This window comes from Rhodoplanes roseus (assembly GCF_003258865.1).
Taxonomy (GTDB): Bacteria; Pseudomonadota; Alphaproteobacteria; order Rhizobiales; family Xanthobacteraceae; genus Rhodoplanes; species Rhodoplanes roseus.
The window spans coordinates 1-18,748 of the sequence record NZ_NPEX01000109.1; the positions used below are offsets into that span (position 1 = coordinate 1).

Genomic DNA, 18,748 nt, shown 5'->3' on the forward strand with positions numbered 1-18,748 from the left:
GTCGTCGCCGACCATGTCGCCGCACTGCGCCGACGAGACGAAATACGGCGTGGTCGACGCGGTGGTGAAACACTTTCAGGACGCGCAGGCGAAAGGCGCTCCTGTCGCGGGCCAAAACATCCGCGACATCGTCACGGTCAACGGCGTCCGGGTCACGGTCCAGGACGGCACCTGGGGCCTGGTGCGCGCCTCTTCCAACAAGCCGGAGCTGGTCGTCGTGGTCGAGAGCCCGGTGTCGGAGGCCCGCATGCACGACATGTTCAAGGCCGTCGACGCCGTCCTGCGCACCCACCCCGAGGTCGGGGCGTACAATCAGACGATCTGATCAGGGCCGCCACACGCCCGAACTCGTCATGTCCGGCCGCGTGCCGAACATGCACGCCCTTCTTCGTCGCGGCGATGCACTACCTCCGCCCTCATGGTGAGGAGCACTCCGAAGGAGTGCGTCTCGAACCATGCGGCCACGACGTTGGCCGCCCTCGCCCTTCGAGACGCCCGCTACGCGGGCTCCTCAGGGTGAGGGCGGATGACAGCAAGCCGGCTGACCTCACGCCCAGATCGCCATGCGTAGGCCGTGGCGGTCGACGGGCGGAGGATCGGGAAACGGCCGCGCGAGACCCGTGGCGATGCGCCGGGCCGTCACGGCGCAGGCGAGCGCGTCCAGAAGATCGTCGGGACCCGCACCGCGCGGGGGTGGCGCCTGGACCACGTCGGCCGAGAGCCCGGCGGCGACAAGCAGGGCGCGGCGCAGCGCGAGGCCTGGCTCGTAGGGCCGGCTCTTCACCTTCTTGGGCTCGGCGAGCGATTCTTCGCCGTTCATGCGCCAGAACGCCACCTCGGGATGCACCTCGAAGACGCGCGCGGCGAGCGCCACATCGGCTGTCAGCAGCGCATCGATCTCACGGATTTTGGGAGTCAGCATGAAGAGCTGCCGCGACACCTTTCGCGGCGGATCCGAGGTGGCGAACGCCACCGCGCAGGCGACGCCGTAGTCCGCCGCATACACGGCCGCCCGCGACGGCACCGAGAACACCGCGGACTGCCGCGCCCCGAGCAGCGGTCGCACGGCACTCTCGGCGGCGCGGCCGCCGGGGCCGACCCGGTCAGGCAGGCCGATCGTCATGTCGACGGCGATCACGGCCGGGCGCTCGGGCGCCGCGACGATCTCGGCGAAGGTGTGCACGACCCGCACCCGCACGGCGTCGCCCGCGGGCGCCACCAAGGCGACCACCCAGCCGTCCTTGCAGCCGTCGACCCCGGCCAGCCATTCCTCGTCCATGGGACCCCCGCCCGGCAGCCCTGCATCCGGAGCGATGCGCGCATCGCCGACCGGAGCGCCCGGCAGGGTCCCACAACGGCGAAAAATGCTCTAGGATTTCTCGCGCCGCTCCGCCCCGCCCCCAGGCGTGAGCCCCCCTTTCCGGAGACACACGATGACCATTCGTCCGCGCCGCAGCGCGCTGTACATGCCGGGCTCGAACCCCCGCGCCATGGAGAAGGCCAAGACCCTGCCGATCGACGCCGTGATCCTCGACCTCGAGGATTCGGTCGCCCCCGACGCCAAGGCGGAGGCGCGCAAGCTGGTCGCCGCCACCGTGAAGGCCGGCGGCTTCGGCCGGCGCGAGGTGTTCGTGCGGGTGAACGGCGTCGACACGCCGTGGTTCAGCGACGACATCGACGCGATCGTGCCGGCCAAGCCGGACGTGATCCTGGTGCCCAAGGTGTCGAGCCCGCAGACCCTGGAGATGATCGGCCAGCGCCTGCTCGACATGCACGCCGACGCCAAGGTGCGGGTGTGGATCATGATCGAGACGCCGCTCGCCATCTTCGGCATTCGCGACCTCGCCGCGGCCGGCTCCGACACCGAGACGCGGCTCGGCGGCTTCGTGCTGGGCACCAACGACCTCGCCAAGGAGACCCGGGTGCGCCTGGTGCCCGGCCGCGCCCCGATGACCGGCTGGCTCGCCGACTGCGTGCTGGCCGCCCATGCCTACGGGCTCGACGTGATCGACGGCGTCTACAACAACCTCTCCGACGCCGAGGGCTTCAAGCGCGAATGCCTCGAGGGCCGCGACCTCGGCTTCGACGGCAAGACGCTGATCCATCCGAACCAGGTCGAGCCCTGCAACGAGGTCTTTTCGCCGAGCGCCGACGAGGTCGCGCTGGCCAAGAAGATCATCGCCGTGTTCGACCAGCCGGAGAACCGCGGCAAGGGCGTGGTGCAGATGGACGGCCGCATGGTCGAGCGGCTGCATGCCGAGATGTCGCGCCGCACCGTCGCGATCGCCGAGGCGATCGGCATGGCGTGACGCGCCTCCGCGTGTCGGTGGAACCACGGGCGGCGGGGCACGGCTCCGCCGCCCGTTCGCGTCTCGCGGCCCGGCATGCGCGCGGCGCGGGGATCCATGCGTTCGGAGCACACGGGGGGTTCTTGTCCGTTGCCGCCGATCCGTTCCAGTATTCCGGCCCCGCCCGGCCCCGCCATCTCCCCGGATCGCAAACCCGAAGGACACGCCGATGAACGGCCCCGCGTCCCTGGCCCGCTCCGTCTCCCGCCGCACCGTCCTGCGCGCCGCCGCCTCGACGGCGGTTGTCGCGACCGCCGGCCTGCCGGCATGGGCGCCCGCGCGAGCGCAGGCGCCGTCCGACTATCCGGGCCGCGCCGTCAAGCTGCTGGTGCCCTCGGCGCCGGGCGGCGGCACCGACATCACGGCGCGCCTGCTCGCTAACGAGCTGCAGAAGCTCCTGGGCCAGTCCTTCTACGTCGAGAACCGTTCCGGCGCCGGGCAGATGATCGGCATCAGCGCGGTCGCGCAGTCGCCGCCCGACGGCTACACCCTGCTGATGGCGGCCTCGACGCTGGCCATCAACCCGGCCATGTACAAGACCGTGAGCTACGACGCGGTGCGCGACTTCTCGCCGGTGTCGCTGGTCGTCTCGCTGCCCAACGTGCTGGTCGTCAACGCCGCGCTGCCGGTCAAGACCGTGCAGGAGCTCGTCGCGCTGGCGAAGCAGAAGCCGGGGCAGCTCACCTACGCCTCGGCCGGCATCGGCACCTCGCCGCACATGAGCATGGAGCTGTTCAAGAGCATGAGCGGCACCGACATCCTGCACGTCCCCTACAAGGGCACGACGCCGGGCCTCAACGACCTGGTCGCCGGCACGGTCAACGCCATGATGGTCAACGCGCTGTCGGTGAAGTCCCATGTCGAGGCCGGATCGCTGCGGGCGCTCGGCGTCACCAGCCTGACCCGGTTGAAGAGCATGCCGGACGTGCCGGCGATCGCCGACGCCGGCGTGCCCGGCTACGAGGCGATCCAGTGGTACGGCCTGCTGGCACCCGCCAAGACGCCCGACGCGATCGTGCGGAAGCTGCACGCCGCCGTCGTCGAGGCGCTGAAGGACGAGACCATCAAGGAGCGCATCGCGCTCGACGGCGCCGAGCCGGTCGGCTCGACCCCGGACGCCTTCGCCACCCAGATCGCGGGTGATCTCGACAAATGGGCGAAAGCCGCCAAGGCCGCCGGCATCGAGCCGAAGTGACGGCGACGCCAGGACACGAGAAGGAGCCGACATGGGCCTGACGATCCGCCGCGTGGTGACGGGCCACGACCCGAACGGCCGCGCCGTCGTGGTCGCCGACACCGTCGCCGAGAACATCGCGCGAAAACGGGCCGGCTACGAGAGCTGCGTCGTCTGGTCGACGACGACGTTCCCGGCCGACAATGCCGATCCGACCGACGGCGCCACTCGCGACGTCGCCACCTCGGTGTCGGACGGCACCGTCTTCCGGGTGGTGCGCTACGAGCCCGGGGTGGCGCCGCGCGTCCACCGCACCGAGTCGCTCGACTACGCCGTGGTGGTCTCGGGCGAGATCGACATGGAGCTCGACGACGACGTCACGGTGCATCTGCGCGCGGGAGACGTGCTGGTGCAGCGCGGCACCGTGCACAACTGGGTCAATCGCGGCACCGAGGCCTGCGTGATCGCCTTCGTGCTGGTCGGCGCCAAGCCGCTCGACCGCGCCGGCCCCGGCTTCGGCTGACGCCGGCGGGCCGGCGAGGCGCTACGCCGCCGCCGCCTCGTCGTGGGCGGCCGGCGTGCACGGCGCGGCATGCCCGAGGCCGGCCATGACGGGCGCGAGGCGCTCCAGCAACACGGACTTGCGCAGCGGCTTGGCGATGAAGTCGCTCATGCCGGCCTCGCGGCAGGCGACGACGTCGTCCGCGAAGGCGTTGGCCGTGAGCGCGACGATCGGCACGCGGCTCCAGGCACCGCCGAGCGCCCGGATCGCGCGGGTCGCATCGAGCCCGTCCATCTCGGGCATGCGCATGTCCATGAACACGATGTCGAAGGCCCGGCTGCGCGCCAGGGCGACCGCGTCCCGGCCGTTGGCGGCGATCGTCAGCCGCGACGGAATGCTCTGCAGCAGCTTCGAGAAGACGAGCTGATTGGTCGGATTGTCCTCGGCGAGCATCACCTCGACGGGGCGGCCCGGAGGAGCCGGCGGTGGTCCGACCGCCGGGGCCGGCGCCGGGGCGGCCTGCTCGGCCGCCAGCGGCAGCGTCACCGTGACGGTGAAGCAGGTGCCGACGCCTTGCGTCGACTCGACCCGGATCGCGCCCTGCATCTGCTCGACGATCCGCTTCGAGATGGCGAGCCCGAGCCCGGTGCCTCCGAACTGCCGGTTGATCGAGCTGTCGGCCTGCGCGAACTCCCCGAAGAGCTTCCCCATCTGCTCGGGCGCGATGCCGATGCCGGTGTCGCGAACCGCGCATTCGAGCGTGGCGGTCACCGCGGTCCGGCCGGCGCATCGCAGGCCGACCTCGACATGCCCGGCCGACGTGAACTTCACCGCGTTCTCGATCAGGTTGAGCAGCACCTGCTTGAGCCGGGCGCGGTCGCCGATCATCCGCTCGGGCAGTCCGGGCATGACCACCACCCGCAGCGCCAGCCCCTTCGCCTGCGCCCGCGCCTCCATGATGCTCACGACCTTGCCGATCAGCACGGCGGGCGAGAACGGCACGGCCTCGAGCTGGAGCTTGCCGGCATCGAGCTTGGAGAAGTCGAGAATGTCGTTGAGGAGGCGCAGGAGATCGTCACCGGAGCTGGCGACCGTGTCGGCGAGCAACCGCTGCTCGGCGTCGAGCGGAGTGTCGAGCAGCGCCGACGACAGGCCGATCACGGCGTTCATCGGCGTGCGGATCTCGTGGCTCATCATCGCCAGGAACGCCGATTTGGCGGCCGTGGCGTCGCGGGCGATCTGCAGGGCGGAGCGTGTCTGCTCGATCTGCTCGCGCAGATGGCCCTGCACCTCCTCGTGCTCGGCGGTGGCGCGGCGCAACGCCCGCAACGGCACCAGATAGGCGAAGACGAAGATCGCGATTCCGATCAGCAGCCCGAGAAGCGCGACGACGGCGACGCGGGCGAGGAGCGACGTGATGTCGGCCGCCGCCTGCACGCTTCCGACCGCGACGCCACGCACCATGATGGGGGCGGAGACCGACAGGGCCGGCCCGGAGATCGGCGTCCCGACGTCGGCGATGACAATGTCCTTGGCGTCACGCACGATCTGATGCTCGCCGGCGCGGTAATCGCCGACGAAGTCGGCGATGCGGTGCGACGAGAAGCGCCAGACCTCGCCCTGGAGATAGGCGTATTCGGCGACGCGTCGCGCCGCCAGCTCGGTCCTGTAGGCGAGCCGCGATTCCTCGCTCAGATACGCGCTGACACCGAAGATCGCGGGCCCGCCGACGCCGGTCAGCAGGCCGAGCAGCACGGCCACGATGCGGACCGAGCGGTTCAGGGTCGTGAAGGAGCGCGACTCGGTCATGAGGGGGTCATTCGAGCGGTGTCGCGCCGAGAGAGCGGATCAGGTTGCGCCCAGTCTCCGACCGCAGATGGGTCACGACCCGGGTCACGGCGGGCGGCTTCACGGCGCGCGTCACCGCGCAGACCACGACCGAGAGCGGATAGGAGCCGTCCGCCACCGTCGCCGGATCCGGGACGACTCCGTCGACCGCCACGGGACGCAGGTCGAGATGCTCGGACCTGAGTTGCAGCAACGTCATCACCGCGAACGACCCCTCGGTCCGCACCGCCAGCTCGGCATTCTCCTGGTCCGTGGTGGCCACCGGAACGCCGGGCCGCCCGTAGGCGCGTTCCAGCGCAGGCTTCATCGCGGGCAGGTAGGCGGCCAGATAGGCGTTCTCGGAGCCGGCCCGCGACCGCATCAGGATCTTGAGGTGACGGCCGTCCGGCCAGAGCGGCGCCGGATCGGTGTAGAGGCGCGGCAGGTCGGTCGACCGGATGCCACCTGGACTAGGGTGCGAGGAGGCGAACAGCAGCGCCGTGCGCAGGCAGGTCGCCTCGACGAACCCTTTGGTGCGCTCCTCCGGCTCGAGGGTCCGCGCCGCCACGGCGATGTCGATCGCATGCTCCTTCAGGGCGCGCAGAGCTCCCGACGTGCCGAGACTCGGCAGCACCTCGACGACGACGTCGGGCGCGACCGCCCGAAGGCTGTCGCTGATCTGCCGCATGGTGGCGAGCGCCATCCCGGTCCCGCCGACCCGCACCAGCTCGGCCGCGCGCGACGGGGCGCTCGCCAGCGACACGGCGAACAGCATGCCGAGAAGGCCGCTGCGGAATGGTCCGATCGCGGACATGGTCCTCCGGGTGGGCGGGTCGAGGCTGTCCAGGACACAGCTCATCACAGGGAGGTAAAAATAGACTTATGGCTCATGAGGAAAGGTACGGACACGCGCCGCGCCGGCAGCGCGGATCGGCGCCAAAGCGATGGCGTCGGATCGTTCCCTGCGAGGCTCAGCCCGGTGGGCGGGCCTGCTCCAGGGCGGCGCTGACGAAGCTGGCCGCCTGCGGCGCCGTCACGGCGGCCAGGATCTTCTCCATGACGCGGAAATAGCCGAGATCGACGGTGCCCTCGGCCGTCCCCTCCACGGTGCCGGCCGGATCGGCCGGGTCGAGGGTGAGATCGAAGCCGTCGCCGGTGTAGCGCACCCGGGTCCCCTCGGCCGGAACCTCGAGCCGCACCGCCCGCCCGGCGAAGCGGCCGCGCATCAGGACGCCGGCCGTGGTCTTCTCCAGCACGAAGCCGTCGCGCTGCGGCGCGTCCTCGAAGGCCGCGACACTGCCGAAGAACAGCGGCTTGACCAGATAGGGCCCGCCGTCCTCGGGGCACAGCACGTCGCAGGTGCCGCATTCGTTGCAGGCGTCCGCGAAGGTGCCGATCTGGCGCGGCTTCTGGAAGGTCAGCGTGCCGATCGGCTCGGCCGTCCATCCGTCACGGGTCCTGGCGAGCCGCTCGATCGCCGTCTCGCCCGGCGGAATCGCGAAGGTGAAGTTCGCGTCGTTGGGGCAGACCGGGATGCACTTGTCGCAGGTGAGGCAGTCGAACAGCACGAGGTTCGAGTTGATCTTCTTGGGCGCGGTCGAGTGCTCGGCGGCGGCGTAGCGCGTGCTCGCCGCGACCTGCGCCGCGTAGGCGGCGGTGTTCTCCAGACGCGCCGCCGAGACCCACGCCTCGAAGGCGTCGCCCGCGGCGACGCGCAGATCCGAGCCGTCGGCGAGCGCGGCGCGGCAGGCCGCCAGCCGCCCGCGCGCGAGCCCGAGACGGTCGAGCGCCGCATCGGCACGGCCGAAGGCCTTGATCACATAGGTGTCGACGTCGGCGGCGCCGACGGCCGCCATCTTGGCCGTCAGGGTCGCGAAGAAGCGGAACCCGCGCCGATAGCCTCCCGGCTTGAGGAAGTTGGTGCACACCGTGACGGGCTTGAGGCCGAGCGCCACCGTGTCGGCGAAATTGCCTTCGTCGATGCCGGCCGAGAAGGAGATCGGGAAGCGATCACCGAACTCCGCGCGGAAGCGATCGACCAGCGCAATGGCGATCGGGTGCAGCGGCGGGCCGGACAGATACATCTCCTTCTCGGTCGCCGAGAAGAAGCTCTTGTGATTCTTCACCACCAGCGTGTTGGAGAACTTCACGCCGAACCGCCGGCCGAGCGCCTCGGCCAGGATCCCGAGCCGGTCGACGAAGCCCGTGACCTGCGCCCAGGTCGCGTCCTTGTCGAAGGCCGTGTCCGGCACGCTCAGCTCGGTGTAGCCGAGCTTGTCGCGCAGGAGCGTGGTGAGCTGATCACGTCCGAGCAGCGTCGGGTTCAGCTTGACGACGACGTCGATCCCGATCTCCTCGAGCAGGAAGGCCGCGATCTTCTCGATCTCCTCCGGCGGGCAGCCGTGGAAGGTCGACAGCGTCAGCGTGTCGGAAAGGCGCGTCGGGAAGGCGAGGTCGCGATACTGGGCCCACTCGTCGGGGATCTCGGCCCGCAGCCGCTCGACGACGGCGCTCGCGTCCATCATGCCGGCCATGAAGGCGCGCACCCGCTCGGACCTGATCCCGGCGAGATCGTAGCCGACGCTCATGTCGAACACGGTCTCGTCGAGTCCGGTGACGACACCGGCCGCCTTCAGCATCTCGATCAGCATCGCGGCCTTGACGTACTCCTCGAGCGACTGCTCGAGGGTGAGCTCCTGCGACCACTCGACGTTGAAGCCGACCGTCTCGATGTCGATGCAGGGCCGCGACAGCTCCAACCGGTCCTTGATCTGGACGGTCTTGAGCTCGATCACGCGTCCGCCGGCGAGCCAGGACGAGACGATGTTCTGCGCCATCTGGGTGTGCGGGCCGGCGGCCGGCCCGAACGGCGTCGCGACGCGACGGCCGTGGAACGTCGTCGACACGTCGCGGCCGGGCGTCGCCTGCACGAAGAATTTCTGCGGCAGATCGAACGCGGAACGCTTGTGAGCGAGCTCGCGAAACAGGCGCGTGACGAGCACGCCGAGCGGAATGGGGACCAGATCGACCATGCCCAGAAGCTCGCCGCGGCGGCCCGGGTTCGCAAGTCAGGCGTTCTACGGACCGGGAAAACATCGTATCTGTAAGCACTTCGCCGGAGCCGCAACCGGGCGTCCCCGGGGCCCCGCACCGGGCGTCGGCCGGCTTTCGGAACATGCCGGGCGGTCGCCTGGCCGTGTTGTCGGGCCGGAGCCGCCCCGGTAGCGTGCCGGCATGAGCGCACCCGCCCCCGCTACCCCCTCGCCCACCGCACCGCGCGGCGCCTTCGCGCCGTTCCGCCACCGCGACTTCGCGGTCCTGTGGAGCGCCACCGTGCTCAGCAATGTCGGCGTGTGGATGTACAACGCCGCTGCCGGCTGGCTGATCGCCGTGCTGGATCCACGTCCCCTCACCGTGTCGCTGGTGCAGGTCGCGACCATGCTGCCGATGGCGCTGGTCGCGCTGCCGGCCGGGGCGCTCGCCGACATCGTCGACCGGCGGCGGCTGCTGATCGTCGTGCAGGTCGCCACCATGGCGGCCTCCGCCCTGCTCGGCCTGATCGTGCTCGGCGGCCTGGCGACACCGTGGCTGGTGCTGGCCTTCACGTTCGCGGCCGGCATCGGCGCCGCCATGGTGGCGCCGGCCTGGCAGGCCGTGGTGCCGCAGCTCGTCCCCAAGGCGGATCTGCCGAGCGCCGTGGCGCTCAACAGCGTCGGCATCAACATCAGCCGGGCGATCGGCCCGGCGCTCGCCGGCCTCGCCATCGCGGCGCTCGGCCTCGCCTCGCCGTTCCTGATCAACGCACTCGGCTTCGTGCTGGTGATCGGCGCCCTGGTGTGGTGGCGCCGCAAGCCGTCGCGCGCCAGCCAGCTCCCGGCCGAGCGCTTCGGCAATGCGGTGCGGATCGGGCTGCGCCACGCCCGGCGCAATCCACATCTGCGCGCGACGCTCGCCCGCAGCCTCGGCTTCTTCGTGTTCGCCAGCGCCTATTGGGCGCTGCTGCCGCTGATCGCCCGCGACCGCGTCGAGGGCGGCCCGCAGCTCTACGGCCTGATGCTCGGCGCGATCGGCTGCGGCGCGCTGCTCGGCGCGCTGGCGCTGCCGCGCCTGAAGGCCCGGCTCGGCGCCGACCGGCTGGTGAGCGCCGCGACGATCGGCACGGCGCTGGCGCTGGCGCTGTTCGCGCTCGCCCGCCACCCCGCCGTCGCGCTCGCCGCCAGCGTGCTGGCCGGCGCCGCCTGGATCCAGGTGCTGTCGACCCTCAACGTCTCGGCCCAGGTGGCGCTGCCCGACTGGGTGCGCGGCCGCGGGCTCGCGGTCTTCGTCAGCGTGATGTCGGCCGCCATGACGCTCGGCAGCGTCTTGTGGGGGAAGCTCGCCGGGCTGATCGGGCTGCCGTTCGCCCTCGCGGTCGCGGCGGCCGGGCTGCTCGCCGCGATCCCGTTGACCCGGGCGGCGAAGCTGCAGACCGGGCTCGGCGTCGACCTCTCGCCGTCGATGCACTGGCCGCAGCCGGTGCTGTCGCACGACGTCGCGCCCGACCGCGGTCCCGTGATGGTCAGCGTCGAGTATCGCATCGACCCGGACCACCGCGACACCGTCCTGGAGAAGCTCGCCGTGATGGAGCACGAGCGCCGCCGCGACGGCGCCTACGCCTGGGCCGTGTTCGATGACGCCGCCACCGACGGGCGCTATGTCGAGACCTTCATGGTCGAGTCCTGGCTGGAGCACTTGCGCCAGCACGAGCGCATCACGCGCGCCGCCCGCGCCCTGCAGGACGAGATCCGCAGCCTGAACCAGCCCGGCTACCCGAAGGTCACGCACCTGATCGCGACCGACCTTCCCCGCGGCACCGCACGCCCCGAGGAGGACGAGGTGGAGGCCTAACCCGCCGTGTGGTCCACCTTCAGGATCACCTTGCCGGTGGTGGCGCGGTCACGCAGCGCCGCGAGTGCGCGCGGAAGATCCTCGAACGCATAGGCGGCGCCGACATGGGGCTGGATCGCGCCGGCGGCCGCGAGATCGGAGAGGAGCGCACCGACCCGCATCAGCATCGCGGCGTCGTGATCGGGATGGAAGTAGACGCCGATCGCCGACTGGCGCCGCAGCATCAGGCGGTTCGCCGGAATTTGCGGAATCGTTCCGCCCGAGAAGCCGGTGATCAGAAGCCTCCCGCCCCAGGCGAGCAGGCGGAGCAAGTCCTTGGCGTCGCCGCCGACCGAGTCGAGCAGCACGTCGACGCCGCGCCCTTCGGTCGCCGACTTGACCGCGTCGGCGACCGACGCCTCGCGGTAGTCGACCGCGACGTCGGCGCCGTGCCGGCGGGCGAGCGCGCATTTGTCGGCTCCGCCCGCGGCCGCGATCACCACGGCGCCGAGCGACTTCGCGATCTCGACCGCGGCGAGACCGACGCCGCCTGCCGCGGCCGTGATCAGCACGGTCTCGCCGGGCCGGATCGCGGTGCATTCGGTGAGCGCCACCAGCGCGGTCGTGTAGACGATCGGCAGCGCCGCCGCGGTCTCACTCCTCAGGGTCTCCGGCACGCCCATCGCGAGGTCCTGGCGCAGCACGGCGTAGTCGGCGAAGGCGCCGGTCTCGACCTTGCCGGCCACCCGCGTGCCCGGCGCGGCGGCGACACCCGGGCCGGCCGCGACGACCGTGCCGGCCAGCTCCTGGCCCATCGTGAAGGGGCGGTTCGGGCGCACCTGATAGCGGTCGTCGGCCATCAGGAGATCGGCGAAGTTCAACCCCGCCGCCTCGACCCGCACCAGCATCTCGCCGGGCCCCGGAACCGGCCGGTCCACCTCGGCGAGCGCGAGCCCGTCGATCCCCGGCGACAGCGAGCGCCACGCCCGCATGGTCGATGTCATGACGATGTCCTTCGGCGATTGGATTCTTCGCGAACGTGCAGGTCGGGAGGCCGTGATCTTGGAGGGTCGGCCGCGTGACGGCAAGCCGCGCGCCGAGGCGGCTCATCCGTCGGGTCGTCGTCGCGCGCCGACGTCGTGATCGTGCCCGCGATAAAGAGCGTCGTGGTCGCGTCCGGCCGGGGACCGCCGACCACCGAACCTCACGCCTTGTGGCGGTGCGCCCGGGGCTCGGCCTCGCCCCGCCCGGTGAGCAGGGCCAGCACGCCGTTGACCACGCTGTCGCCGCGCAGCGGCTGCTCGATCAGCGGGACACCAGCGTCGGCGGCGTCCCGGCGCAGGCGGAGGCTGGGATTACTGGTGATCAGCACGGCCGGCAGGCGGGCGCGACCCCGGCGCAGGCGGCCCACCAGGTCGAGCCCCGACATGTCGGCGAGCGTCGCCTCGGCGACCACGCACGCGAGGTCGGGGAGATCGGGCGCGTGGAGGGCCTCCTCGCCGCGCGCGAAGGTGCGCACCGCGAACCCCTCGACGCCGAGGGCGAACCGCAAGGCATGGCGGAGCGCCGGGTCGTCGTTGACCACCACGATGGTCGGAAGCGACGAATCGTCCTGACCGTTGCGCGTCATGGCGCTGTACCGCGGCTCCGCCGTCGAAGGCTCCGGCCGGTCTCGCCCGGCCCGCCGTGCGGCTGCCCCGGCACCCGCCCGCCGGTCAGGGCGGCGGCCCGGCCGCGGCTGCACGCGGTCGAGGAAAGCGCAAAGCATGGGCGATGCTTTGACGCCGCTCAAAATCGCGGCGAACACCAGAGGGGCTCAGCCGGCGACGCCGTCGCTGCCGACCGGGTGGTCGGCGACCTCGGCCAGCATGGTCATGCGCACCAGCTCGGAGAGGCTGACGGCCCGCATCTTGGTCATCACATTGGCGCGGTAGATTTCCACGGTGCGCGGGCTGATGCCGAGATCCCAGGCGATGGTCTTGTTGGCCTTGCCGGCGACGAGCCCGTCCAAGACCTCGCGCTCGCGCCGCGACAGCGCGGCGATGCGCTGGCGCAGGTCGTGGCGGGCCGCCTCGCGCTCGGCCGTGCTCTCGGCGGCGGCGAGGGCGGCGCGCACCGAGACGAGCAGCACCTCGTCGTCGAACGGCTTCTCCAGGAAGTCGACCGCGCCGTTCTTCATCGCCTCGACCGCCATGGGCACGTCGGCATGGCCCGTGATGACGATCACGGGCAGCCGGACATGCATGTCGCGCAGGCGCTTGAGCAGGTCGACGCCGCTCACCTCCGGCATCTTCACGTCGGTGACGATGCAGCCCGAGGAGACGTCGGGAAGCGCGTTCAGGAAGGCCAGCGCCGTCTCGTAGGTCGCCGTGCGGAAGCCGGCGGCGCGCAGCAGGAAGTCGAGCGACTTGCGCACCGATTCGTCGTCGTCGATGACATGAACGACCGCGTCAGCCGACATCGCCGAGCTCCTCGCCCCCCACGGCCGGCAGTGTAAACCGGAACGACACGCCGCCGCCAGGGCAGGGCTCGGCCCAGATGCGGCCGTCGTGACCTTCCACGATGGTGCGCGAGATCGAGAGCCCGATGCCCATGCCGTGGGTCTTGGTGGTGGCGAAGGGCTGGAACAGTGCCCCGGCGATCTCGGGCGCGATGCCGGACCCGGTGTCGGCCACCTCGACCAGCACGCCGCCGTCGGGCGCCGGGGTCGTCGCCACCGTGAGGATGCGCTGCGGCGAGGCCTCCATGGCCTCGATGGCGTTGCGCATCAGGTTGAGCAGCACCTGCTGGATCTGGACCTTGTCGACGAGGACGCGGTCGACCATGGGGTCGAGCCGCAGCCGCACCCGCACGCCGATCTCCTTGGCGCCGACCAGTGCCAGCGCGCTGGTCTCCTCGATCAGGGTCTTCAGGCTCTCGATCCGCTTCTCGGGCTCGCGGTTGGCGACGAAGTCGCGCAGCCGCCGGATGATCTGGCCGGCCCGCAGCGACTGCTGGACGGCGGCGTCGACCGCCTCGCGCACCATCGCGAGCTTCTCCGGCTCGGGCTGCGCGAGCAGGCGGCGCGAGCCCGACAGGTAGTTGGCGATGGCGGACAGCGGCTGGTTGAGCTCGTGCGCCAGCGCCGACGCCATCTCGCCCATGGCGGTCAGGCGCGACACGTGCAGCAGCTCGGTCTGCAACCGCTGCAGCCGCGCCTCGGTCTCCTGCCGCTCGGTCAGGTCGCGCACGAACCCGGTGAAGAAGCGCCGGCCGTCCGAGGTCATCTCGCCGACCGTGAGGGCGATCGGGAAGGTCGAGCCGTCCTTCCGCTCGCCGACCACCACGCGCCCGATGCCGATGATGTGGCGCTCGCCGGTGCGCATGTAGCGATCGACGTAGCCGTGATGCACGTCGCTGTAGGGGGCCGGCATCAGCACGCTGAGATTCTTGCCCGTCACCTCCCCGGCGGCGTAGCCGAACAGGCGCTCGGCCGCGGCACTGAACAGCTCGATGTCGCCGTGCTCGTCGGCGATGATGACGGCGTCCGGCACGTTGGAGAGGATCGACTGCAGATGCGCCTCGCGGGCCATCAGGCCGCGGGTGCGGGCGGCCGCCTCGTCGCGGGCGAGCCGCAGGCGTTCGCCGAACACCGCCATGCCGACGCCGATCAGCCCGAAGGCGGCGGCCGTGGTGAGGGCCGGACCGACCGGCCCGATCGGCCCGGCGACCGGGAGAATGTGAAGAAGCAGGGCCAGCAGGGTGGCGAGCAGCCCCGGCCCGAGCCCGCCCAGCCCGCCGACGACCAGCACGGGCGGCACCATGAAGACGAGGTCGGCCTGCTCGGCGGTCAGGTCCCCGACCAGGCGGTGAAGCCCGAAGGCGAGCCCCGGCAGGACCACGGCGGCGGCGTACCAGAGCGCCCGCTCGCCGCCCGACCGGGCGTCCGGCGGGGGATCGGCCATGCCGACCCGCGGTCCGGATGCACCCAGATGGACGTCCGTCATGGCCCGCTCCCGGACCTGCCCCCGGGACGGTGTCGGCTCGGCCGGCTCCGGGACAGCCCTTAGGGACCTTACCCGAATTTAACGGTGGCGTCCGCCTGCCTACGTTGCATGGCTGCAGCCCCGTCCCTCTCGATGCGAGCCGCGCCATGCTGATGCAGAACGCGCAGACCCTGAGCCCCAACCATCCGGCCAAGCCGCTGGACCGGTGGGCCGCGGAGCAGAACGGCGCCGGCAGCCCCAACCTGGATTCGCTGGGCGTCCGTATCGGCTATGCCCGCAACGCCGAGATCTTCGGCGAAGGCGAGCCCACCGCCTATGTCTACAAGGTGATCTCGGGCGCGGCCCGGACCTACAAGGTCCTCGACGACGGCCGCCGCCAGATCAGCTCGTTCTATCTGCCCGGCGAGGTGTTCGGCCTGGAGGCGACCGCCAATCACCATTCCTCGGCCGAGGCCGTCACCCGGTCGCTGCTCATGGTGGTCAAGCGCAGCGCGCTGATGACGCTCGCCGGCGGCGATCCGCGCACCGCCCACATGCTGTGGGCGCTCACCGCCCGCGAGCTGCAGCAGGTGCGGACCCACATGCTGGTGCTGATCCGCAGCGCCCAGGAGCGGGTCGCCTGCTTCCTGATGGAGATGGCCGAGCGGATGGGCGGCGTCGACGCGTTCGAGCTGCCGATGTCGCGCCAGGACATCGCGGACTATCTCGGTCTGACGATCGAGACCATCTCGCGGACGCTGACGCAGCTCGAGGGCACGGGGGCCATCGGCGTCCCGACCTGCCGCCGGATCGTGCTGCGCGACCGCGCGGCGCTGAAACGGCTGCATGCCTGAACCGCCCTCGGCGGCACCCGAGGGCCGGTCTCGACGTCCCGACCACCCGAGGAGGTTGCCATGTCGACAGTGACCCCGTCCGAACCGCCCGTCGGCGAGCACACCGAGCTTCCGCCGCTCGACTTCCCGTCCGGCCTGCAGTTCGTCGCGACCGACGGCCTGGAGCAGATGAAGGAAGGCTACGCCAAGCTCGCCGAATCCACCGAGGCCGCCGAGGCCTCGATCGAGGAGAGCTGCGCAACCGCCGCGCAGGGCAGCGCCGAGCTGGGCCTGAAGATGATCGCGGCGATGCAGGCCAACATCAATGCCGGCTTCGACTTCGCGGCCGCCATGGCGGAGGCGCGGTCGCTGCCCGACGTGATCGAGCTGTCCAGCAGCTTCGCGGCCCGCCAGCTCGAGTCGGTGGTGGCGCAGGGCAAGGATCTCTGGTCGGCCGGCCAGAAGCTGATGAGCGAGGCGGCGCGCCCGCTGGCCACCGGCCTCTCCACCGGCGTCGAGAAGGCAGGATCGAGCTGATCCCGCCCGCCGGCGGAGCCGGCAGGAGGTCGACGAAGCCCATAACGGCGAGGAGAAGGACATGTCCTACGCGACCGTGATGGTCCATGTCGGCATCGACGAGGCGTCGGACGCCCGCGTGCGTCTGGCGAGCGGCCTCGGCGAGCGCTTCCACTCCACCCTGATCGGCATCACCGGCTGGGGCCCGCGGCCCCCCTTCGCGGCCGAGGGCCTGGTCGTCGACTTCGGTCCCTCCGAGCAGGAGAAGACCGAGATGACCGAGGAGCTCGGCCGGCTCGGTGGGCATTTCCGGGGGATCGTCGGCGCCGTCAACCGACCGGTCGAATGGCGCTCGGCGATCGATTTCCCGGTCGAGGTGATCTGCCGCGCGGCACGCGCCGCCGACCTGATCGTGATCGGCGGCGGCGCGCAGCCGGACGACGTGTTCCGCGCCGTCGATCCGGGCAGCGTGATCCTGCGGGCCGGGCGTCCCGTGCTGCTCGTGCCGGACGGCGTCGACACGCTGGTGCCGAACAAGATCCTGGTCGCCTGGAAGGACACCCGCGAGGCGCGGCGTGCCGTCGTCGACGCCTTGCCGTTCCTGCACGAGGCCGAGCAGATCATGGCCATGGAGGTCCACACGGAGGCCGGCGAGGCGACCGCCCGCGAGGATCTCGACGACGTCGCGCGCCATCTCGCGCGCCACCGCATCGCCGTCTCGTCCAGCATCGCGGTGCAGGGCGACGGCGCGGCGGCCGATGCGTTGATCCGCGTCGCCCGCGAGGAGCGCGTCGACCTGATCGTCGCCGGCGGCTACGGCCACAGCCGGCTCGGCGAATGGATGTTCGGCGGCGTCACCCGCGGCCTGATCGGGCACAGCCCGGTCTGTTGCCTGATGTCTCATTGATCCATACTCCGCGCCGGGCGCCGCGCTGCGGCCGCTCGGCGCGGAGGGGATCATGGGCTCGGGTCCGACGATCGACGATCGCGACGTCCTCCTGGTGGTGGACGTCCAGAACGACTTTTGTCCCGGCGGCGCGCTGCCGGTGCACGACGGCGACGCCGTCGTGCCGGTGGTGACGCGGCTGGCAGAGAAATTCCGTCACGTGGCGCTGACGCAGGACTGGCACCCGCCGGGGCATCATTCGTTCGCCTCGGTGCATGGCGGCCGCAAGCCCTACGAGCAGGTCGCGCTCTCCTACGGGCCGCAGATCCTCTGGCCGGACCACTGCGTGCAGGAGACCGCCGGCGCCGCGTTTCATCACGAGCTGACGATTCCGCACGCCGCGCTGGTGCTGCGCAAGGGCTTTCGCCGGGAGATCGATTCCTACTCGGCCTTCTTCGAGAACGACCAGACGACCCCGACCGGCCTCGCCGGCTATCTGCGCGAGCGCGGACTGTCGCGCGTCGTCGTGGTGGGGCTGGCGCTCGACTTCTGCGTCCGCTACTCGGCCGAGGACGCCCGCAAGGTCGGCTTCGACGTGATCGTGGTGGAGGACGGCTGCCGCGGCATCGATGTCGACGGCTCGATCGCGGCGACGCGGCGCGAGCTGACGCAGCAGGGCGTCCGCCTGGTCGACACGATGTGAGGACGACCGACCGGCGCCGCCGGGCGATGCTCAGTGCAGGCGCGGCGTGCGCAGGAAGCGCAGACGATCGCCCGACGCGACGCGCAGCGCCAGCATGCGGCCGTCGCGCATCACCGTGATCGGCACCTCGACGCCGGCCGGACCGAGCGACCAGATGCGGCGGAACAGCTCGGCCAGCGTGGACACCGGCGCGTCGGCGACGCTGAGCAGCGTGTCTCCGGCCCGCAGGTCGGCGCGCTGCGCCGGGCTGCCGCTGGCCACGCCGACCACCACCAGCTTGTCCTCGAGCTCGGTCGCATACAGGCCGAGCCACGGGCGCACCGGCCGGTTCGGCCGGCCCCGGGTGAGCAGGTCGTCGAGCACGGGCGACAGCAGGTCGATCGGCACGATCATGTTGACGTGGAACACCGTGTCCGGATCGCGCCGCTGCTCGAGATGGAGCGAGCCGATGCCGACCAGTTCGCCGGCCGCGTTGATCAGCGCCGCGCCGCCCCAGTTGGGATGCGCCGGCGCCGTGAAGATGGCGTCGTCGAGCAGATACTCCCAATAGCCGGCGAACTCCTGGCGCGCGACGATGCGGGCCGCGACGGCGCGCTGGCGGCCACCCGCGGCGGCCAGGATCACATGCTCGCCGACCAGGAGATCGGCGGAGCGCCCTATCGGCAGGGCCGGCAGGTCGAGGCGCGCCAGCGCCTGCACCAGGCCGAAGCCGGTCTCGTGGTCGAAGGCGAGTGCATGGCCGGGCACCACCCGGCCGTCGGCGGCGCGCAGCCACACCGCCTCGGCCTCGGTGATCAGGTAGCCGATGGTGAGGACGAGGCCGCTCTCGCGGATGACGACCCCGTGGCCGGCCCGCTCGGTGCCCAGCGTCTCGGCCGTGGTGGCGTCGGCCGGGACCTCGGACCGCAGCGCCACGACGGCGCTCAGGGCGCGATCGAGATCGAACTTGTAGCCGTCCGCCTTCGGCTGGGCGGCCGGCGGAATCTTCCAGTCCCCGGAGGACGGCATCGGCATCTCCCGTGTGCGACGGGCCCATCGCACGCGGCGCGGGGGCGACGGCCCGATCGCGCCGTCGCAAGATTTAGAGACGATGACCGAAGAGGACAATAAGCGGGCCGGCGATTGCGG

At 71.4% G+C, this 18,748-nt stretch carries 17 protein-coding genes and 1 pseudogene; 9 read left to right on the plus strand and 9 right to left on the minus strand.

All coding sequences use genetic code 11. The features are described 5' to 3' along the window. Window positions 1-325, plus strand: a pseudogene (locus CH341_RS16340) (phosphomannomutase/phosphoglucomutase); the annotation flags it as partial. Between the two features lie 222 nt (window positions 326-547). Here the strand turns inward: CH341_RS16340 and CH341_RS16345 are convergent. Beyond that, window positions 548-1,279 carry a DUF429 domain-containing protein gene (locus CH341_RS16345; RefSeq protein ID WP_111420073.1) on the minus strand — a complete coding sequence of 244 codons (732 nt, stop codon included), beginning with the start codon at window positions 1,277-1,279 and terminating at the stop codon, window positions 548-550. A gap of 154 nt (window positions 1,280-1,433) precedes the next feature. Here CH341_RS16345 and CH341_RS16350 point away from each other — a divergent pair, with 154 nt between their 5' ends. The 3 genes from CH341_RS16350 to CH341_RS16360 all read left to right on the plus strand — a co-directional run bounded on the left by CH341_RS16350 (window position 1,434) and on the right by CH341_RS16360 (window position 4,045). Then, window positions 1,434-2,309 carry an HpcH/HpaI aldolase/citrate lyase family protein gene (locus CH341_RS16350; protein ID WP_111420074.1) on the plus strand — a complete coding sequence of 292 codons (876 nt, stop codon included), beginning with the start codon at window positions 1,434-1,436 and terminating at the stop codon, window positions 2,307-2,309. A 208-nt stretch (window positions 2,310-2,517) separates the two neighbouring features. After that, a complete protein-coding gene (locus CH341_RS16355; RefSeq protein WP_210208372.1) occupies window positions 2,518-3,543 on the plus strand; it encodes a tripartite tricarboxylate transporter substrate binding protein in 1,026 nt (341 codons plus the stop codon). Between the two features lie 31 nt (window positions 3,544-3,574). Then, window positions 3,575-4,045 (plus strand): cupin domain-containing protein, encoded by a 471-nt coding sequence (locus tag CH341_RS16360; protein WP_111420075.1) that lies wholly within the window; start codon window positions 3,575-3,577, stop codon window positions 4,043-4,045. Between the two features lie 21 nt (window positions 4,046-4,066). On the opposite strand, the gene CH341_RS16365 is transcribed toward CH341_RS16360, so the two are convergent. The 3 genes from CH341_RS16365 to CH341_RS16375 form a co-directional block, all read right to left on the minus strand. Beyond that, a complete protein-coding gene (locus CH341_RS16365; RefSeq protein ID WP_111420076.1) occupies window positions 4,067-5,833 on the minus strand; it encodes an ATP-binding protein in 1,767 nt (588 codons plus the stop codon). A gap of 7 nt (window positions 5,834-5,840) precedes the next feature. Further along, a complete protein-coding gene (locus CH341_RS16370) occupies window positions 5,841-6,665 on the minus strand; it encodes a substrate-binding domain-containing protein (RefSeq protein ID WP_111420077.1) in 825 nt (274 codons plus the stop codon). A 157-nt stretch (window positions 6,666-6,822) separates the two neighbouring features. Next, complete coding sequence (locus tag CH341_RS16375; RefSeq protein WP_111420078.1) at window positions 6,823-8,883, minus strand: glutamate synthase; 2,061 nt, start codon at window positions 8,881-8,883, stop codon at window positions 6,823-6,825. A gap of 202 nt (window positions 8,884-9,085) precedes the next feature. Between CH341_RS16375 and CH341_RS16380 the strand changes: the two genes are divergently transcribed. Beyond that, the gene (locus CH341_RS16380) at window positions 9,086-10,738 is read left to right on the plus strand and encodes an MFS transporter (protein ID WP_111420079.1); all 1,653 of its coding nucleotides are present in this window, start codon (window positions 9,086-9,088) and stop codon (window positions 10,736-10,738) included. On the opposite strand, the gene CH341_RS16385 is transcribed toward CH341_RS16380, so the two are convergent. The 4 genes from CH341_RS16385 to CH341_RS16400 form a co-directional block, all read right to left on the minus strand. Beyond that, on the minus strand, window positions 10,735-11,721 hold the full coding sequence (locus tag CH341_RS16385) for an NADPH:quinone oxidoreductase family protein (RefSeq protein ID WP_111420080.1): 987 nt from the start codon (window positions 11,719-11,721) through the stop codon (window positions 10,735-10,737). The two genes, CH341_RS16380 and CH341_RS16385, sit on opposite strands and share 4 nt — an antisense overlap. Window positions 11,722-11,921: 200 nt before the next feature. Further along, the gene (locus CH341_RS16390; protein ID WP_170149656.1) at window positions 11,922-12,347 is read right to left on the minus strand and encodes a response regulator; all 426 of its coding nucleotides are present in this window, start codon (window positions 12,345-12,347) and stop codon (window positions 11,922-11,924) included. 186 nt (window positions 12,348-12,533) lie between these two features. Continuing rightward, window positions 12,534-13,178, minus strand: coding sequence for a response regulator FixJ (gene fixJ / locus CH341_RS16395; RefSeq protein WP_111420082.1), 645 nt, complete (start codon window positions 13,176-13,178; stop codon window positions 12,534-12,536). Beyond that, window positions 13,168-14,661, minus strand: coding sequence for a PAS domain-containing sensor histidine kinase (locus CH341_RS16400; RefSeq protein WP_111420089.1), 1,494 nt, complete (start codon window positions 14,659-14,661; stop codon window positions 13,168-13,170). The genes fixJ and CH341_RS16400 overlap by 11 nt, the downstream gene beginning before the upstream one ends. Before the next feature lie 188 nt (window positions 14,662-14,849). Between CH341_RS16400 and CH341_RS16405 the strand changes: the two genes are divergently transcribed. From CH341_RS16405 to pncA, 4 genes are all read left to right on the plus strand, one after another. Continuing rightward, window positions 14,850-15,536, plus strand: a complete 687-nt coding sequence (locus CH341_RS16405) for a helix-turn-helix domain-containing protein (RefSeq protein WP_111420083.1) — start codon at window positions 14,850-14,852, stop codon at window positions 15,534-15,536. Window positions 15,537-15,596: 60 nt separating this feature from the next. Beyond that, a complete protein-coding gene (locus tag CH341_RS16410; RefSeq protein WP_111420084.1) occupies window positions 15,597-16,052 on the plus strand; it encodes a phasin family protein in 456 nt (151 codons plus the stop codon). A 61-nt stretch (window positions 16,053-16,113) separates the two neighbouring features. Next, window positions 16,114-16,938 carry a universal stress protein gene (locus tag CH341_RS16415; protein WP_111420085.1) on the plus strand — a complete coding sequence of 275 codons (825 nt, stop codon included), beginning with the start codon at window positions 16,114-16,116 and terminating at the stop codon, window positions 16,936-16,938. Window positions 16,939-16,990: 52 nt separating this feature from the next. After that, the gene (pncA, locus tag CH341_RS16420) at window positions 16,991-17,620 is read left to right on the plus strand and encodes a bifunctional nicotinamidase/pyrazinamidase (protein ID WP_111420086.1); all 630 of its coding nucleotides are present in this window, start codon (window positions 16,991-16,993) and stop codon (window positions 17,618-17,620) included. Between the two features lie 30 nt (window positions 17,621-17,650). Here pncA and CH341_RS16425 read toward each other — a convergent pair whose 3' ends face one another. Next, the gene (locus CH341_RS16425; protein ID WP_111420087.1) at window positions 17,651-18,628 is read right to left on the minus strand and encodes a S1C family serine protease; all 978 of its coding nucleotides are present in this window, start codon (window positions 18,626-18,628) and stop codon (window positions 17,651-17,653) included. Window positions 18,629-18,748: the final 120 nt, after the last annotated feature.

Coding starts and splice junctions, on each gene's coding strand:
- CH341_RS16345 (WP_111420073.1), bottom strand. CDS start 1,279: ATGGACGAGGAATGGCTGGCCGGGGTCGACGGCTGCAAGGACGGCTGG.
- CH341_RS16350 (WP_111420074.1), top strand. CDS start 1,434: ATGACCATTCGTCCGCGCCGCAGCGCGCTGTACATGCCGGGCTCGAAC.
- CH341_RS16355 (WP_210208372.1), top strand. CDS start 2,518: ATGAACGGCCCCGCGTCCCTGGCCCGCTCCGTCTCCCGCCGCACCGTC.
- CH341_RS16360 (WP_111420075.1), top strand. CDS start 3,575: ATGGGCCTGACGATCCGCCGCGTGGTGACGGGCCACGACCCGAACGGC.
- CH341_RS16365 (WP_111420076.1), bottom strand. CDS start 5,833: ATGACCGAGTCGCGCTCCTTCACGACCCTGAACCGCTCGGTCCGCATC.
- CH341_RS16370 (WP_111420077.1), bottom strand. CDS start 6,665: ATGTCCGCGATCGGACCATTCCGCAGCGGCCTTCTCGGCATGCTGTTC.
- CH341_RS16375 (WP_111420078.1), bottom strand. CDS start 8,883: ATGGTCGATCTGGTCCCCATTCCGCTCGGCGTGCTCGTCACGCGCCTG.
- CH341_RS16380 (WP_111420079.1), top strand. CDS start 9,086: ATGAGCGCACCCGCCCCCGCTACCCCCTCGCCCACCGCACCGCGCGGC.
- CH341_RS16385 (WP_111420080.1), bottom strand. CDS start 11,721: ATGACATCGACCATGCGGGCGTGGCGCTCGCTGTCGCCGGGGATCGAC.
- CH341_RS16390 (WP_170149656.1), bottom strand. CDS start 12,347: ATGACGCGCAACGGTCAGGACGATTCGTCGCTTCCGACCATCGTGGTG.
- fixJ (WP_111420082.1), bottom strand. CDS start 13,178: ATGTCGGCTGACGCGGTCGTTCATGTCATCGACGACGACGAATCGGTG.
- CH341_RS16400 (WP_111420089.1), bottom strand. CDS start 14,661: ATGGCCGATCCCCCGCCGGACGCCCGGTCGGGCGGCGAGCGGGCGCTC.
- CH341_RS16405 (WP_111420083.1), top strand. CDS start 14,850: ATGCTGATGCAGAACGCGCAGACCCTGAGCCCCAACCATCCGGCCAAG.
- CH341_RS16410 (WP_111420084.1), top strand. CDS start 15,597: ATGTCGACAGTGACCCCGTCCGAACCGCCCGTCGGCGAGCACACCGAG.
- CH341_RS16415 (WP_111420085.1), top strand. CDS start 16,114: ATGTCCTACGCGACCGTGATGGTCCATGTCGGCATCGACGAGGCGTCG.
- pncA (WP_111420086.1), top strand. CDS start 16,991: ATGGGCTCGGGTCCGACGATCGACGATCGCGACGTCCTCCTGGTGGTG.
- CH341_RS16425 (WP_111420087.1), bottom strand. CDS start 18,628: ATGCCGTCCTCCGGGGACTGGAAGATTCCGCCGGCCGCCCAGCCGAAG.